The 15,487-nt window shown below is 39.7% G+C and carries 11 protein-coding genes; 4 read left to right on the top strand and 7 right to left on the bottom strand.

What is annotated here, in order from left to right; genetic code table 11:
• Nucleotides 1-191: 191 nt before the first annotated feature.
• A complete protein-coding gene (locus EOK74_RS16415; protein WP_133471169.1) occupies nt 192-2,201 on the top strand; it encodes a serine hydrolase domain-containing protein in 2,010 nt (669 codons plus the stop codon).
• A 160-nt stretch (nt 2,202-2,361) separates the two neighbouring features.
• On the opposite strand, the gene EOK74_RS16420 is transcribed toward EOK74_RS16415, so the two are convergent.
• From EOK74_RS16420 to EOK74_RS16435, 4 genes are all read right to left on the bottom strand, one after another.
• On the bottom strand, nt 2,362-2,619 hold the full coding sequence (locus EOK74_RS16420; RefSeq protein ID WP_133471171.1) for a DUF3081 family protein: 258 nt from the start codon (nt 2,617-2,619) through the stop codon (nt 2,362-2,364).
• Nucleotides 2,620-2,662: 43 nt separating this feature from the next.
• The gene (locus EOK74_RS16425; protein WP_166638792.1) at nt 2,663-3,748 is read right to left on the bottom strand and encodes a hemoblobin-interacting domain-containing protein; all 1,086 of its coding nucleotides are present in this window, start codon (nt 3,746-3,748) and stop codon (nt 2,663-2,665) included.
• Between the two features lie 332 nt (nt 3,749-4,080).
• Entirely contained in the window at nt 4,081-5,130 is a 1,050-nt protein-coding gene (locus EOK74_RS16430) for a PLP-dependent cysteine synthase family protein (protein ID WP_133471175.1), read from the bottom strand.
• Between the two features lie 61 nt (nt 5,131-5,191).
• Nucleotides 5,192-6,055, bottom strand: coding sequence for a putative RNA methyltransferase (locus EOK74_RS16435; protein WP_133471177.1), 864 nt, complete (start codon nt 6,053-6,055; stop codon nt 5,192-5,194).
• 204 nt (nt 6,056-6,259) lie between these two features.
• Between EOK74_RS16435 and EOK74_RS16440 the strand changes: the two genes are divergently transcribed.
• A complete protein-coding gene (locus EOK74_RS16440; protein ID WP_133471179.1) occupies nt 6,260-9,544 on the top strand; it encodes a S41 family peptidase in 3,285 nt (1,094 codons plus the stop codon).
• A 79-nt stretch (nt 9,545-9,623) separates the two neighbouring features.
• Here EOK74_RS16440 and EOK74_RS16445 read toward each other — a convergent pair whose 3' ends face one another.
• The 3 genes from EOK74_RS16445 to EOK74_RS16455 all read right to left on the bottom strand — a co-directional run bounded on the left by EOK74_RS16445 (nt 9,624) and on the right by EOK74_RS16455 (nt 12,766).
• Nucleotides 9,624-10,757 carry a serine hydrolase domain-containing protein gene (locus EOK74_RS16445; protein WP_133471181.1) on the bottom strand — a complete coding sequence of 378 codons (1,134 nt, stop codon included), beginning with the start codon at nt 10,755-10,757 and terminating at the stop codon, nt 9,624-9,626.
• A gap of 62 nt (nt 10,758-10,819) precedes the next feature.
• The gene (locus EOK74_RS16450; RefSeq protein ID WP_133471183.1) at nt 10,820-11,581 is read right to left on the bottom strand and encodes an SDR family oxidoreductase; all 762 of its coding nucleotides are present in this window, start codon (nt 11,579-11,581) and stop codon (nt 10,820-10,822) included.
• A 39-nt stretch (nt 11,582-11,620) separates the two neighbouring features.
• Complete coding sequence (locus EOK74_RS16455) at nt 11,621-12,766, bottom strand: enoyl-CoA hydratase/isomerase family protein (protein WP_133471185.1); 1,146 nt, start codon at nt 12,764-12,766, stop codon at nt 11,621-11,623.
• 219 nt (nt 12,767-12,985) lie between these two features.
• On the opposite strand from EOK74_RS16455, the gene EOK74_RS16460 reads away from it, so the two are divergent.
• Both EOK74_RS16460 and EOK74_RS16465 read left to right on the top strand, forming a co-directional pair.
• Nucleotides 12,986-14,647 (top strand): response regulator, encoded by a 1,662-nt coding sequence (locus EOK74_RS16460; protein WP_133471187.1) that lies wholly within the window; start codon nt 12,986-12,988, stop codon nt 14,645-14,647.
• 7 nt (nt 14,648-14,654) lie between these two features.
• The gene (locus EOK74_RS16465; protein WP_239024141.1) at nt 14,655-15,443 is read left to right on the top strand and encodes a substrate-binding periplasmic protein; all 789 of its coding nucleotides are present in this window, start codon (nt 14,655-14,657) and stop codon (nt 15,441-15,443) included.
• The last annotated feature ends 44 nt before the right edge of the window (nt 15,444-15,487 follow it).

Below are 15,487 nucleotides of genomic sequence, written 5' to 3' on the forward strand. Positions count from 1 at the left end.
TTGCCCTAAAATGCAGCTAAGCAGAGGAGAGTTAAGTCAGCAATAAATAAAGCAATGGCTCTAGATTGCAAATTAGTCCCAACCAAGTTACGCTCAAAAAACCACCACCTTCGCCATTTAGTAATAACTCGTTATTAGTAGTCAAAAGGTAGAGGATTCGATTTCATTGTTTAGTTAAAGGAACAACACTCATGATTAAAGTATCGAGCCTATCAGTTTTCATTGTCATTTCACTTTTGCTATTCAGTGCCTGCTCTAAGGTAGTTGATAAACAAGACTCAGAGCACCTATCCACTGCAATTGAAAAACCTATTGGCGTAACACTAGAATATAACGCGCCAAAAGATTGGGAGGTCACAAATCAAAATGGTCTTACCGTTTACACTGCACCAGAACATGATGCAGCTATTGTGATAGCCGCCATCCCAGAGGCTGACAACGCCCTAGCTGCAGCCACATCAGCTTGGAAAACATACCAGCCTTCGTTTTCACGGGAGGTGAGAATTAACGCCCCCCAAGCCGTGACAGGAGGCTGGGAAGTAAGCAGAGAGATTGAGTACGTAACCTCTATTGCAGAAGAAAAGCTTGTTTACGCCTATGTATTTCAAGCTAACAATAGTTGGCAGGTTATTTTGTTAGATGGAAAGGTCGGCACTTTCGTAAAAAGACAAGCAGCAACTTGGGGCTTAATAGAAAGCGCAAGTGTCAAAGGCTACACCCCAGAAGATTTATCAGAACGCCAAGCTCTTTCTTTAACACCAGAAAAGGTAGCTGAACTAGTTTCATTTGTAGAGTCATCAGCAAATTCACTAGATATTCCAGGAGTAGGAATAGCCCTAGTCGAAAACGGTAACGTTATTTACGAAGGTGGAGTCGGCATCAAAAATATTCACACTAAAGAGCCAGTGGATAAAGATACCCTGTTTATGATCGCCTCTAATACCAAAGGCATGACGACTTTATTACTCGCCAAATTAGTAGAAATGGGTAAGTTAAACTGGGATGATCAAGTAGTTACCCATTACCCAGACTTTAAACTAGGCGATGAAAAAACCACCCAAAGTGTATTAGTTAAACACTTAGTTTGTGCTTGTACAGGCTTACCCCGCAAGGATATGGATTGGGTATTTAACAGTGGCCCTAACATCCCCGCATCTGCCACCTTTAATGACTTAGCACTAACTGCGCCTACTAGTACCTTTGGTGAGTTATTCCAATACAATAACCAAATGGCCGCTGCCGCTGGGTACGTTGCAGCTCATATTTTGTATCCAGATATGGAAATAGGCGCGGCTTATGACAAAGCAATGGATGAATACATATTTGCTCCTTTAAAGATGCAGGATACAACTTTCTCTTTTGCTGAAGCATTGACAGGCAATGTTGCTTCCCCCCATGGCTTAGACTTATCTGGTAATACTCAGTTAATTAAACAAACAGCTACCGATGGCTTTAATCATACCGTAACCCCATATCGTCCTGCAGGTGCGGCATGGTCAAGCCCTAGCGATATGATCAAATATGTATATAACGAGCTGTCTGCTGGGTTAGCACCCGATGGCACTAGGCTATATGCAGCCGAGCCATTACTTAAGCGACGAGAGCCTACCGTAGCAACGGGCGCAGAATCAAGTTATGGAATGGGCCTCTCAAACGATAAAGTGAGTGGTATAGAAATAGTTGAACATGGCGGCAGTATGGCCGGTTATAAATCTAACTTTATTGCTATTCCAACCGCCAATGTAGGAGCGGTGATCCTTACCAACTCAGATGAAGGCTATAAATTAACTACACCATTCAAACGCCGTTTAATCGAACTTATGTACAATTCAGAGTTGCAGGCCGAAAATAAAGTACAAGTAACAGTTGAAACTACACAACTTAATGCCGGAAAACTCCTAGAAGAAATCACCTACCCTCCTGCTCCAGACATTATCAATAACCTAGCTGATAATTATTACAGCAAAGAGTTAGGTGAGCTTGCAGTGATTAAAGAAAATGAAGATGTATTACTAAACCCTGGCGTTTGGGAAACCTATACGGGCACAAAAGCAAGCCCAGATGGCACAATTTCTTTGGTAACTATTGCACCTTTTTTCCTTGGCGGTGAACTTGTAGTAGGCGAAGAAAATGGTTTACGCACCTTGACTTTATTAGATGCTCAGCATTCATACGTGTTTAGTGAAGTCACTGATAAGTAGTTATAATAGTATTTAGAAGGCTCTAATATCAATGCATTAGAGCCTTCTATTAGAAAGAAGAATCGCTGCGTTTAAGATCCTTTGACTGCAATGTTCATCATCGCAAATAATATTAGTAACCAAAGCGATAGCTCTCGCAATTTAGTCAAATAGCAATTAACTAATAATTCTGCTCTATAGCTGTCATTTTCTTCAAAAACTGCTCAAAATGCTCTTCTTTTTGGTACTCGAAAGAATATTGGTTATGAAAGCCAAACCGCAACATCACCAAAGCATCCTCAATAAACAAGGTGTAGCCATCGAAGTCTGTCGAGCCCTTCAAGCCACCTAATGCATATTGCTCGTTTTGCTTTTCTCCATGCTCTCGCATTTTTTCAAACACAGATAACACAAATTTACTGTCTATTTCATTTTTCATTACGATTTACCCTCAAATCAAAGAGTACCTAATTAGTAAGTTATCATAACGGTTCGGAAGACGAATTAAAAACGTGCCAATTGCTGCTAACATCAAGCTTGTGGTTATTTATATTAATAGTAAATCTCCCAGAGGCTCCAACAAACTGAGTATTATCCCAGTTCTTTTTAGACACCAAGGCCACAAGATTCGCTCCAGATTTAAACATACTACTAGGAATATTAATTTTTTGAGGGTTGTTCTGCCAGCCTTTGGCATCTAATAGCTTTCCATTAATATAAATTTGTTTAATCTGATGATTATCACCCAAACTAAAACTAAAGGATTTTGGGGGGCTAGCAAAGTTTAACTGTTTTCTGACGAGTAAGGTTGCATTGTTAGGCTGCTTATCCAGCGAAGTTAGCTTAACTAATGGCCATGAAGAATCATCAAATTCTGGCTCTAAAAATTCATTTTTAATTGAGTTAGAAACCCTCTCTTTTATGTCAGCTTTTCCAATAATAATGCCGCTAACCACTTTTTTGTGAGACCCATTACTAACAACCAATTGAAATGGTCCACCAGCACTTTGAGCTGGCATAGTAACCTGCCATTGACCATCACTGGCAGCTTGTACTCTAGCCATGGTATGGGTTGTTCTATTTTTTATAAGCTTTATATCTAAGGAGCTTCTAGGCTCTGTAAATCCGCTGACCTTGATTTCTTCACCCGGTTGTAAGTGCATGTTATCCCTAAAAACCGTGGAAAGGGTAATTCCACCATCTGGGTTACGTAACTTACTGGTTTTTGGACCGATATAAATGTCATTTACAACTGCTATACGCTTGTTATCTATAACTTTAAGCTGATAGGGTCCACTAGGGCTTTGCGGATTTAAAGACACATGCCAATTACTGTCGCTTTTTACTGTCACTCTAGCCATAGTAACAGTGGCATTATTTCTTACTAGCTTGACATCTAATGTATGACCTTGTGGTGCCTGTCCACTCACTTCGATAGATTTGTAGGCTGGTAGTGTCATTCCATCCACAAAGCTTGCTGATAACTCAACACCACTGACATCTGTGGCATTTATTTGACTCGATACACCTAACAAGCCACCTATAGCCAGTGATATTAGAGCCCTCATAACCCAACTATCTCCTTTACTTTTTACTACCCTGTTACACCGCATTTGTCTCATATCCCCGTGAGAATGTTCCCAAGTTCATACCATTGGTGATTATTATTTTTATTAAGTTGAATAAAGTTAGGACTTCAGTACACACCTCAAGCAAGACTAACTTAGCCATTTAGTACTTTAAATTGGTTCATACAAAAACAAATCATGCCTAGTTTTCAGACAAATATAAGCAAGCTTTAGGCCTAGTTACCTTAGCCATAAATTGTTCCTACAATTTTAGTAATTAACTAAGAACCATTAAGCAGCAGTTAGTGTATCTAAACAATGTTTAATACATATTAATCACTGGATAACCACCAGCATAGCTCTTCTGTGATAGAGTCCAAATCACCTATATTTTCAGCTACCCAGTCATTGTCATAATAGCTGTCTAAGTACCGCTCTCCACTGTCACACATAACACTGACGATAGATCCCGCTTCATTGTTATCCATCATTTGTTTTGCAAGTTGCAATACTCCCCATAAGTTTGCACCAGTGGAGGGGCCTGCTTTGCGACCAATTAGCTGTTCTAACCAGTGAATAGTGGCGACACTGGCAACATCAGGCACTTTTATCATTTGATTAATAACATCAGGCTGAAAAGACAACTCTACCTTAGGTCGCCCTATACCTTCTATTTTGCTAGAAGAATCTGAAGTTAGATTACTGTCTTTATTGATAAAGCTGTCATAAAACACTGAGTTTTCTGGGTCAACTACCACCAACTTAGTATTGAACCCTTGATACAAAATATAACGGCCTAACGTAGCTGAAGTACCACCAGTTCCGGCACTCATGACTACCGAGTTTGGAATAGGATAACGCTCATGTTCCATTTGCTGAAATATACTCTGGGCTATATTATTGTTGCCACGCCAATCTGTAGCCCGTTCTGCATATTTAAATTGGTCCATAAAATAGCCGCCCATCTCTTTGGCTAGCCTGATGGATTCATCATGCATTTGAGGGGCGGAATCAACAAAATGACACTTACCACCATACATTTCTATAAGCTTAATTTTACTTTGAGCTGTGCGCTTAGGCATCACAGCGATAAATGGTAAGCCAATCATTCTCGCAAAATAGGCTTCCGATACTGCGGTACTGCCAGACGATGCCTCAATAATTGTGGTGGTTTTGGTGATTTTTCCATTGCACAAAGCATACAAAAATAACGACCTTGCAAGGCGATGTTTAAGGCTACCTGTTGGGTGAGTACTTTCGTCCTTTAGGTAGATATCCACATTCGTTAATCTAGGAATATCTAACTTAAACAAGTGGGTGTCTGCTGAACGATGTGCATCAGCATTGATTTTTTGAATGGAGTCTTTAACCCAGGAATTCATTCCAGCCCTTCTTTTTTGATTTTTTATAGTTTGTTACTTTACCAAGCTTCTATGAGCTCAGCTAAACTAATTGTTTAACGTAAACACGAATATCAAAGTCGGCTGTCACCTCTCTAACATAGGTTATAAGTTGTTGACGTTTTTCCTCAGTAGCAGACCAATAATACGGGGTCATCATCAGTAAGTTTTCTACTTGATTTTTGTCTGCCAGCTCTAGCTCAAAGTTTAAATTAAACTGTTGTTTGAGAACAAACCCCTCTGGCTCAAGGGTTTTAGCCTGATGCTGTGTAGGCGAGTCATATAAGGCATATTTAAATTGCTGTAAGTGCTCACCAGCAGGGTTTATCACTACCCATATGCCTTTATCTTTTAACACTCGATAAATTTCTTGTTCGCTGCTTGGTGCAAATATTTGTAACACCCCATCTTGACTAGCACTAGGCACTGGCAAATTAAAGGTACTTGCTACCGCATACTGTTGTTTTTTGTATTGTTTCGCGGCTTTTTGTATTGCAAATTTAGAGATATCAATACCACTGCATAGTATTGGTAGTGCTCCCTCTTCTATGTACATTGTCAAATTCTCTGCCAACCAATTTAGGTAATAGCCTTCACCACAACCCGCATCGAATATTTTAATATTTCCCTCGGATTCTGACGGGCACAAATGCAATTTGAACATACCCGTAATGGTTTGAGCTAAAGGTTGATAAAAGCCAGACTCTAAAAACGCCCTGCGGCCACTCACCATTTGTTTATTGTCACCAGGGGCTTTACTGTTTTTGTTTTGAGCTAGCAGCAAATTGACATAGCCTTCTTTGGCTAAGTCAAAACTATGCTTATTCTCACAGCTCAAAGTATTGTCATTTAAAAATAATGGGCTTTGGCAAGAGGGGCATATCCAAGGGGATAACAGGTTATTCATAACACCTAATGTTTACAATTTTAGTCAATATCCTAAGTGTATCATTAACTTATATTTTGTAACCTTGGGTTTAAGCTTCTCTATCACTATTTCATACCTTTTATCTTATTTAATAGCTTTTTCAGCGAACTGGCTTTTACTTTTCGATGCAAATTGAGATAGTTAGCAGTTAAACATATATACCTGTCACCTAAGGGAATTGAAATGTCAGCCCCACGTTTAATATTGTTTCTACTGTTTGTCGCTTTTATTCCACAAATTTGGGCCTCACCGGGTTACTTTCGTTATCCAGACTTACATGACAACACCCTAGTATTCACCGCAGAAGGCGACCTATGGAAACTCACCCTAGGTGAACAATATGCTCAGCGTCTTACCACTCAGCCAAACGAAGAGCGCGAAGCCCATATTTCTAAAGATGGTCAATGGATTAGCTTTGTGGCCAATTACACCGACTCACCAGAGCTTTACATCATGCCTATCCAGGGAGGCATAGCGAAAAGATTAACCTATGAAAATGTCAGCGTAAAAAACCATGGTTGGACTGATGATGGTAAGGTTCTCTATAGCTACAATGGCCGTATCGGCCCCATAGGAAACTGGACCTTAAAACAAGTAGATCCTAATACCCTAGAAACCACAACCATTCCTTTATCTGATGCCATAGAAGGCACATTAGCCAGCGATGATAACCTTTACTTTGTGAGGTTTGGGCTGCAAATGTCCACAGATAACGCTAGAGCATACAAAGGTGGAGCTAAAGGCGAGTTATGGAAATTCAAATTAGACTCACAAAAAGAAGCCTCTCACCTAAGTAACAAGCATAAAGGGTCTATCCGCAACCCTATGCTATCAGGGGAGCGCCTATATTTTATTAGTAATCAAAGCGGCGTAGACAACCTTTGGTCAATGAAATTAAACGGCAGAGATCAAACTCAGCATACCCATTACAAAGATTGGGAAGTAAGAGATGCCAACGTTTATCAAGATACAATCGTCTATCAACTCGGTGCCGATATTAAAGTATTTAATACTTCTACTGAAGAAAGCCAAACCTTAGACATCTCACTCACCTCAGACTTTCCCCATTTAAGAGCGCGCTGGATCAATAAGCCCTTAGATTATTTAACCAATGCAGCTCAAGCTAGCGATAGTAAAAAGGTAGTACTTACCGCAAGAGGCAGGGTCGCTATTGCTAACAGTGATGATTCACGATTAATTGAGATAGCGACTCCAAAAGACTCTCGCACCCGTAACGCTATTCTCAGTACAGATAATAAATCTGTATATGCTTTGAATGATAGCAGTGGCGAACTTGAGATCTGGCAGTACCCGGCAGATGGCTCAGAAGGAGCAACCCAATTAACCACGGATGGTAGCGTATTCCGCTGGAACTTGTATTTATCTCCCGACGGCAAAACTTTAGCCCATGATGATAAAAATGGTGAGTTATGGTTACTCGATTTAGATACTAAAGTTAATACAAAAATCCTCACTGGTAACACTGGCAGTAACCCTCTTGCCTCATTAACTTGGTCTAAAGACAGCCAACTCATAGCGCTAACCTTTAACGATCTTAAGGCCGAACGTAGTCAAATCATGTTAATTGAGCTCTCCGAAGATCTAGCATCAAACACTCAGAAATTACTCACTACAGATAAATACAATTCTTATTCCCCAGCTTTTTCAGAAGACATGCAATGGCTCTATTTTCTATCAGACCGTGAATTTAATAGTTTCCCAAGATCACCTTGGGGCGATAGAAACATGGGGGCTAATTTTGATCGCCGCACTCAAATATTTGCCATATCCCTTCAGCAAGATGCCAAATTCCCGTTTAGCGATATCAATGAACTTAATACGGAACATAAACCAAAAGATGAGTCCGATAAAGATGAAAAAACAAGCGAATCAAAAACCGAGGCACTGGTAGATTGGACAGATATTCAAACAAGGTTATGGCAAGTACCAGTGGCGTCGGGTAATTATTCCAAGCTGTTAGCCAACCAAAAATACCTTTATGTAATTGACAAAATCAACGAGCCCAATACCAAAACCTCTTTAAAGTCTATCGAGATCAAACCCAAGCCTAAATTAACGACTTTTACCACAGCGATACGCGATTTTAGTTTATCTAATGATGGTATGACCTTATTCGTACATAAGGCTGATAGTAAAAATTCAATGTACCTAGTGAAAGCTACTGGCAAGTTCCCAGCTAAATCCACCGATAGCAAAGTGCAAACCTCTGATTGGAAACTTGCCATTAACCCATCCTTAGAGTGGCAGCAAATTTTTCACGATGCCTGGTTAATGCACCGAGATTCGCTATTTGACAAAAATATGCGTGGCCTAGACTGGTCTGCCGTAAAACAAAAGTACCAACCATTATTAACTCGACTCACCCATAGAAACGAATTAAACGACCTATTTGAGCAGATGATGGGAGAGTTAAACACCTTGCACTCTCAGGTACGGGGTGGCGATATGCCTTATGACAAAAATGCCCCCAAACATGCCACTTTGGGTGCTCAGTACGAACAAACAGACCTAGGCCTAAGCATTTCTCATATTTACCAAAATGACCCTGAGTTGATAAAGCGCCTAGCGCCTTTAGCTAGGCCAAACGTTAATGCTAAAGAGGGTGACATCATTACCGCCATAAACGGTAAAATAATAAATACTCAAATAGACTTGGTTAAAGCACTTCAAAATCAAGCAGGGAAACAAGTATTACTAGATCTAAAACGGGGTGACGAGCACATAAAAACTGTAGTGAAAGCGGCAAGCAGCCGAGCCGCAGTATTTCACCGTTATTACGATTGGGTCACCCAAAATCAACAAACAGTAACTGAAGCAGATGATGAATTAGGTTACCTACATTTGTATGCCATGGGTGCCAACGACGTTTCGACCTTCGCTAGAGAATTTTATGCTCAGTACAAAAAACAAGGCCTGATCATAGATGTAAGACGCAACCGAGGAGGCAACGTAGATAGCTGGCTCATTGAAAAACTATTGCGCAGAGCATGGTCTTTTTGGCAACCCGTAGAAAACAGCACCTATACCAATATGCAGCAAACCTTTAGAGGTCACTTAGTGGTGTTAGCCGATGAATTTACCTATTCAGACGGTGAAACCTTCACCGCTGGCATAAAGGCCTTAGAGTTAGGGAAAGTAATAGGTAAACAAACCGCTGGAGCTGGAGTGTGGTTAACAGGCCGTAACAGACAATCAGACAATGGTATGTCAAGGGTGGCAGAGTACCCTGTTTTCGCGTTAGATGGCCGCTGGATCACTGAGGGCCGAGGCATATCACCAGACATAGAGGTAGACAACCTACCCTACGCCACCTTTAACGGCGAAGACGCACAACTACAAGCCGCTATCAAATATCTACAAAAACAGATAAAGCGTAAGCCGGTTAAAACCTTAAAAGCAAAGCCCTTCCCGGATGTAGAAACACCTGCAGAAGATATTATTGATTAGCGCTCAGCGTGTTAACTTATTGACAAGGTTGAAAACCTTAAGCTTTTAACCTAGTCAATAAGTTTGAAGTAAAGCAGAGTTATTGAATATCTAAATACTGCGCTATAACTTCGTTTATTAACCTTTGTGCATCTAAACCCGAGTCGTTGCACATCATAGCAAAAGACATCTTCTCTTCAGGAAATCGTACATAATAAGTAGAAGTCCCCAACCAACCTCCAGAATGAGAATATGAGATCCGCCCCATAGTTTCTCCAACAAATTGGCCGTTAGCATAACTGCTCTTATTGGCTTTCAGGTCACTGTTTGGAGTATTCATCAGCCTGACTAATTTACTGGGATTCTTACCCACTTGTGGGGTATAGAAGTTCTCATCCCACTTCAGCATATCTTCAAGATTAGTATGCAAGCCACCGTCACCCACCCAAAACAAGTTGGTCATCTCGTTGATATAACTTCCAGCTTCATTTTTTGCGTATCCCATAGCGCGATTTTTGATTATCTCTACTGGATTATCACTAAAAAAGGTATGACTCATACCAAGGGGTGTGAATATTTTTTCAGCAGTGTAATCCCTTAGGCTTTTACCTGACACTTCTTCTACCAGCATAGACAGTAAAAAATACGCTAAATTACTGTATTGAAACTTCTGATTGGGCTTAAGTGCTAAAGGTACAGTTTTAACTACGTCATAAAACTCGCTAATTGTTAGGTAATCTTCATTGCCTAAACGAAAATCCCCACCAGCAACTGATTGAAGATCAATACTACCTTTTGACTTTTCACCCTCATAAGAGCCTGCAATAAGGTCATAATCCCCCATACCACTAACGTGGCCCAGCATAGCGCGAATGGTGACTAACTCACCGTAATCTCTTAAATCTTTGAGATAAGTGTGTATATCTGCGTCAAGATCTACCTTGCCTTCTTCAGCTAATAGTAAAACCGCCATAGCCGTGAATTGCTTAGATACCGATGCCATTCTATGCACTTGACTACCATCTAAGGGCACATTCATTTCTAAATTAGCTAGACCATAACCCGCTTTATGGACTAACTGCTGATTTTTGATCACTCCTAGATTACAACCTGGAGAATTCTTACTAACTCTACTCGCAAAGATTTTCTTTATGGCTAAGTTATTGTCAGCAGCTATTGTAGTGACCGGCATACATAGCCCAGTGAAAAACAAAAGTGTATGTAGATTTTTCATTATTACTCCCTTAATTTGAACTAACTGCTGTTTACCCGTACCAATTAATTAAACACTATAAGCTACACCCTAGTGCCACCATCTAATTCTAGCGTTCTGCCGGTAAAGTAGTCATTCTCAAAAATAAACTTAGCGGCATGAGCCAGCTCTTCAACTTCGGCAAGACGCTGCGCTGGGATACTTTTAATAAACATCTCACGCATTTCTGGTCGCATTTGCGCCGCCATAGCGGTTTCGACTAACCCTGGGGCAATACACCCAGTACGTATTCCGAAGCGCCCTAATTCTTTTGCCCATGAAACAGTCATGGTCGATACCGCAGCTTTAGAGGCTGAGTAATTTGTTTGCCCCATATTACCTGCTCTTGAGACTGATGAAATATTAATGATCACGCCTTGGCTTTTAGTTTCAACCATTTGAGTCGCCGCTTCACGGCTACATAAAAAGGTGCCAGTTACATTAACATCCATCACTGACTGAAATTGTTGCAAAGACATTTTATCTGCAACTTTGCCGTCTTTTACTTTTAACAACATACCGTCACGCATAATCCCCGCGCTATTGATCAAGCCATTTATCTGACCAAAATCATCTACAAGCTTGGCAAAGGTTTGCTCAACCTGCGCTTCGTCGGTAACATTTACTGCATACCCTAAGGCGCTTACTCCGCGCTTTTTTATATCATTAGCTAAGGCTTCAACGCCTTCTTTTTGCATATCCAAAAGGGCGAGGTGTGCCCCTTGTTTTGCAAACTCTTCTGCCATGGCCTTCCCTAACCCTTGGGCTGCTCCTGTTATGGCGATCACTTGATTCTGTAAATTCATTTTAACTCTCTTTCTAATATGATTATGATTTAACTAAGGCTAAGTGAGGTGAGCCAATGGATGTAAATCAGCAGGCCATATGGCCTCAAAGAAATACTCGACCACAGACTCAGGTACCTCTTCAACGGTTTTATATTTCCAATTTGGCTTGCCATCTTTGTCTACTAGCACTGCCCGCACCCCCTCTTGGAACTCTCCAAATTGTCCAGACTTACAAGACAAACCTAACTCCATTTGCAAGCATTCGGACAAGGTCATGGTTTTACCCCGTCGTAATTGTTCGTAAAGAATATGAGCCGAAATTGCCGAGCCTCTACTTAGCGTTTTTTGAGACCTATCAAACCATGAGTCTTGTTGTGGATCGGTAGATTGAATATAGTTAACGGCTTCTTTGAGTGAACGGGTATGAGACAAACCATTAAGCCAGTTTTGCCGACTTTCTAGATTATCTAAGGGTAAGTCTTCAGCGCTTTTTGCTTGGAAAGTATCACATAATTTATTTAATGTGGTATCGACAGAAGTCGTTTCCCAAGTTGCCGAAAGCAAAGCGCTAACAAACTCAGTTTTTAAATCCTGGGATACAAAATAGTCAGCTAAATTAGCGTAAATAGCATCGGCTGCATTAATAGCAGTGCCTGTTAACCCCAAAAACAAACCACAGCCAAGTGGCATCTTATTCAAAAAATAACTCGCTCCAACATCTGGATATAAACCAATACTAATTTCAGGCATAGCAATACGTGAACTGGCAGTCACAATACGATGGCTTGCACCACACATCAAACCTAGTCCACCGCCCATCACTATGCCATTCCCCCACACTATAATAGGTTTACTATAAGTGTGAAGAAGGTGGTTAAGTCTGTATTCTAATGTGAAGAATCCTTGCAGAATGTATTCATCGCAATCAACTTGGACAGCATGACTTTGTACCTGCTTCATCAAGTGATACATAGACACCACATCACCACCAGCACAAAATGCTTTGTCTCCTTCAGCATCTAATAAAATCAAGGCAATACATTGGTCTTGTTGCCATATTTTTAGTTGCGTATATAGCAACTCAATCATTCCTAAATCTAAGGCATTCAATGCGCTAACTTTAGTTAGTTTGGCATGCCCAATCTTCACACCATTATCTGTATCTAGTTCTTCAAAAAAAACTGGGGTGGATTCCTTAGACATGCTTTCTCACTTTTATTTGATAGTTTTTAATGTTATCAAACTATTACTTTTAGGTTAATATTTGATTAAAAATACAACTAACTACACTCACTATTACAATCTTATGGAACTTAGCACTTCATAGTTCTATATTTTCATACTTACCCTATAAAAAGACTCACTATTTTCTTGTCTTGCCCTGCTATGCTACGCCTTCATTCTTAATTTTATAAAGTTGCTATGTCATTTAACAAGGTTAAGGTAGCCGTTGTAGAAGATAACGGAATGGCGCGGGCCAATATTCGTAACCATCTATTAGATATGGGGTTTTCGCACATAAGTTGCTTTAGTAATGGCCGTGAACTAAAGGCAAATATTAAGCGGAATAAAATTGATTTATTACTTATGGACTTTCACCTTGGCCTTTATAAAAATGGTGTTGAAGTAGTCCAAGATTTACAAAAAGTTAAACTGATCGATGAAAGAACATGTGTAATGTTCGTTACCTACGATCGCTTACCTCTCATAATAGGGCAAATAGTCAATATTCATCCAGAAGCCGTAGTAACCAAGCCCTATACAATTCATAACCTGCAAAAAAATGTCCGAAATTGCTTAAATTTACATAAATTTTTATTGCCGATTTATGAAAACATGTACGACGATAATTATTCTAAGGCTCTAAAATCTATTGATGCATTAATCGTTGCCAATAAAAAGCCAAAATTTCGTTCTGCTTTGATTAAATTGAAAGCACACATATTAACTAAACTTAGCCGTTTTGGTGAAGCTCGCGAACTCTATTCAGGAATATTAGAGCGTTCAGACAAAGTTCTTTGGGCAAAGTGGGGGCTAATTCAATCATTATTTCTAGACGGTAAAGTAGAGCAAAGTGAAGAGCTGTTAACAAACCTGACCGACTCACAACTTACAAACGGCAAAGCCTGCGAATGGCTAGCGCGAATCAACGTAGAAAAAAATCAATACAGTAAAGCTGAACAATACATGGGGAAAATTAACGAAGGGGAATTATCTATTCCTGCATCCCAACTAAAAGCCCATATATTTCAAGCACAGAATCGCTGTGATGATGCTATTAAATTTTTAGAAAAAAAACGAGAATCGAACCGTTCTAATCGAGAACATTTCGACGAAATATCACTAGAATTAGCTCGCTGTTATATTTTTGAAGCAGAACAAAGACTTGCCAACGAGCGTCATGCAAGTTTAAAAGTGGCCAAATACTTAATCGGTGCTGCGGGTCGGAAGTCATTAGATCCAGAACTCACTATTCGTAAAGATTACATGCATGCCATAGTCGCTTTTTTAGAAGGAAACGAAAAAAAAACCCGCGAAGTATTAGCGCGAAAAGGTATGGGAGATCTACGAAATGCTGAAATCCCCACCATTACCGATGCCATACACGTGTGGCAAAATATTGGTAATACAGTCAAAGCCAAAGAACTCTTAGAGTTGGGCGAAGAAAAACTAAAACAAATTGAAGACGAAAACGAGAAGACAGTATCTTCAATGCTTATTGCTAAAGGAGCCGATAGCATTGGAGAGAGAAAACCTCAGGCGCTTGAGTATAATAAAAATGGTTTACAAAAGTACGCAGCGAAAGAGTTTTTAGACGCCACAAAACAGTTTTATCAAGCCTATATTTTATTCCCCAGAGAAATCGCGTTTAGTCTAAACTTACTTCAAGGTATGGTTGATGCTGAACTACTAAATTATGAAAAAATGAATACTTTAGAGTTACTTAAAGAAATACAAAGTCGTCAACTTAGCAATGTTAACAAAAAGCGATTTGGGGATATTTTGAATCGTGTTGTTAAGAAAAACCATATATACCACTACGATATCTCAAAAGATGCCTCCTTAAATTTAACAAAAACCTAAGGTGCCAATGCTAAATAAACACTCCCTGATAAGCTTTCCTATTCAAAATTTTTATTTTTTATTTCTCATGATGTTTTTAAGCGACTTTGCCCAAGCACAAAAAACAAAACTTTACTTTGACATAGGTGAAGCCGGAGGCTGGGTGCCTTTTCGAACTGGCGCAGAAGCAGGACAACCAGGAATACTAAGTGAACTGGCTCAACTTATGACTGCACATTCGGATATCGAGTTCATACCTGTGCCTCTGCCTGCCAAAAGAGCTCAAAAAGCCCTAAAAGATGGCTGGGTTGATTTTGATTTAATTTGCTTAGAGTGGCTATCAAAAGAGCAACAATCTGAAGAATATATAAATAGCGAACCATTATTTGAAATCACTGAAAACCTAATCACACTAGCACCGAACCAACACTTGTTTCCCTCCCGAGAGTCAATATTTGGTAAACATGTTGGCACCATTTCGGGCTACTTTTATTTTGATGACTATGCATTTACTAGAGTGGACTTTTTAAATGAAAATCAATTATTACAAGGCCTAAAACATGAGCGTTTTAATGTTATTATTCTGGAACGAGAAACCGCTAAATATTGGGCTAACTTGAATAAAGTTAACATTGCATTTTCTGCAGTACATTCTTCAGGAAACCTGTTAATTAGATTAAGAGAGGAACATAAACATCTAATGCCAGCCATCAACAAAACCATACAGTTCATTAAAAACTCGGGGGAGTTACAAGCCATACTCGATAAACATAAGGTGGAGTCTAAAATTTATTACCCATCATATGACCAAAATTGAGTTGTATCTAGGAGCTTAAATTAAAAATTTAACCTTTGTTATAA

This window comes from Paraglaciecola marina (genome assembly GCF_004360155.1).
GTDB classification, from domain to species: domain Bacteria; phylum Pseudomonadota; class Gammaproteobacteria; order Enterobacterales; family Alteromonadaceae; genus Paraglaciecola; species Paraglaciecola marina.